Below are 1,554 nucleotides of genomic sequence, written 5' to 3'. Positions count from 1 at the left end.
CGGGCGGAGCGCAGGAGTTCGCGGTGGTCGGGCAGCTCAGGGAGGCCGTACGGCCAGGTGCCGGCGTGGGCGGAGCCATAGAACTTTTCCCAGGCAGCCGGGTCGGAGAGGCGGTGGTCGGCGCCGGCATCGATCACGAGGGTGGTGTCGGGTAGCTGGGCGGCGATATCGGCGCTGGCGCCGTGAGGCAGTGCGAGGAAAACCACGTCATGGCCAGCGAGGTTTTCCACTGTGGTCTCTTCAATCAGGCGGTTGCTCAGCGAGTGCAGGTGTGGTTGAAGTTCACCGAGACGCGATCCTGCACTGCTGTGGGCAGTGATCGCACCGATGGTCACCGAAGGATGGGAGACGAGCAGGCGGAGCAACTCACCGCCGGCGTAGCCGCTGGCACCCGAAACCGCCACTGAAATAGTCATGACCCAACAGTACAACAGGAATATACAGAGGTCCACATAAATATGCAGGAGGTGCTGCGAGGAGACCCGGTCGTTCTAGCATGGAAACACAGCACGCCAACAAAGGAGCCTTGATGCCAACAGCCATTGTTATCCAGCAAGCCGGAGGACCCGAAGTACTCAAGGTGACCGAGGTGGATCGGCCCACACCAGCGGGCTCCGAGCTCCTGGTGCGGGTGGCCGCGGCAGGCGTCAACTACATCGAAACCTATCAGCGCAGCGGCTACTACCCGGTGGGCTATCCCTTCACCCCGGGCGCCGAGGCCGCCGGCGAGGTGGTGGCGCTGGGCCCGGAGGCGTCCGGCTTCGCCGTCGGCGACCGGGTGGCCTTCGCCGAGGGGAAGGGCACCTACGCCGAGTTCACCCTGGTGGAAGCCGACAAGGCCCTGCCGGTGCCCGAGGGAATCAGCCTCGAAACGGCAGCAGCGCTTCCGTTGCAGGGCATGACCGCGCACTACCTGATCAACACCACCTTCACCGTTCAGCTGGGCCAGACGGTCTTGACGCATGCCGGTGCGGGAGGCGTGGGCCTGCTCCTCATCCAACTGCTCAAGGCCAGGGGTGCCCGGGTGATCACCACGGTCTCCACCGACGCCAAGGAGGCGCTGGCCCGGGAAGCCGGAGCAGATGAAGTGCTCCGATATGAGGGCTTCGACACCGCCGTGCGGGAGCTCACCAACGGCGTCGGAGTGGATGTCGTGTACGACGGCGTGGGCCGGGCCACCTTTGACGGGTCGTTGGCGTCGCTACGGAAGCGCGGCACGCTGGTGCTGTTCGGCGCTGCGTCGGGGCCGGTTCCGGCGTTCGACCCGCAGCGGCTGGCGTCCGCGGGATCGGTTCATCTCACCCGGCCGAAACTGCTCGATCACCTGCTGACCGTTGAGGAACGGCGCTGGCGCTCCTCGGAGCTGTTCGCCGCCGTCGTGGACGGCTCGCTGAAGGTCAGGATTGGCGCAACCTATCCCCTGGAAGCCGCTGCGCAGGCGCACGAAGACCTGGAGGCACGCAAAACCACCGGAAAAGTGCTGCTCGTTCCCTAACCCGGATTGACTGCCCGTGACCCGTGGGCAGTCCGGGCAGTCCGGGCGGTCCGGAACCG

1 protein-coding gene and 1 pseudogene are annotated in these 1,554 nt (G+C 66.0%); one reads left to right on the top strand and one right to left on the bottom strand.

Going from position 1 to position 1,554, the window contains the following annotated elements:
* Positions 1–416 (bottom strand): annotated as a pseudogene (locus K728_RS0108590) (N-acetyl-gamma-glutamyl-phosphate reductase); the annotation flags it as partial.
* A gap of 113 nt (positions 417–529) precedes the next feature.
* Here K728_RS0108590 and K728_RS0108585 point away from each other — a divergent pair.
* Positions 530–1,495, top strand: coding sequence for a quinone oxidoreductase family protein (locus tag K728_RS0108585; protein ID WP_024476436.1), 966 nt, complete (start codon positions 530–532; stop codon positions 1,493–1,495).
* Positions 1,496–1,554: the final 59 nt, after the last annotated feature.

It is taken from the genome of Arthrobacter sp. CAL618, assembly GCF_000468215.1.
In the GTDB taxonomy this organism is placed as follows: Bacteria; Actinomycetota; Actinomycetes; order Actinomycetales; family Micrococcaceae; genus Arthrobacter_D.
Note: the sequence above shows the minus strand (reverse complement) of the source record. Positions and strands in the feature narration are given on the sequence as shown.